Genomic DNA, 326 nt, shown 5'->3' on the forward strand with positions numbered 1-326 from the left:
AACTGTTGCTCTCGCTATTGCTGCTGATGCGATTACAGATAAACCGGTGAGTAGCTGCACGCTTGTTTTGCCATCAGATGACGGGGAGACAGATATCATCTCAACAGGCCGTATCCGCACGTCATCGCCCACCGTTCAGCCTTTGGACGACACATTTTGTGTGCCGTATCCAGAAAATACTCTGCTCTGCCAAGGGATTGGGAGTCAATCCAGAATCAGGCTGCCATGTCAGAACAATGACCCCTTTGGGCTGATAGTTGAAGGCTCTACCTGCTCCGCAATTCCCAGTAAAGTTGATTCCCCGTCAGCGACAGATGACGTGATAA

1 protein-coding gene is annotated in these 326 nt (G+C 50.3%); it reads left to right on the forward strand.

Annotated features, from left to right (window positions below; genetic code table 11):
• A partial coding sequence (locus tag E1189_RS24830; RefSeq protein ID WP_230459996.1) for a hypothetical protein occupies positions 1-326 on the forward strand: 326 nt, incomplete at both ends.

Source organism: Parendozoicomonas verongulae, from assembly GCF_009711465.1.
GTDB lineage: Bacteria > Pseudomonadota > Gammaproteobacteria > Pseudomonadales > Endozoicomonadaceae > Sansalvadorimonas > Sansalvadorimonas verongulae.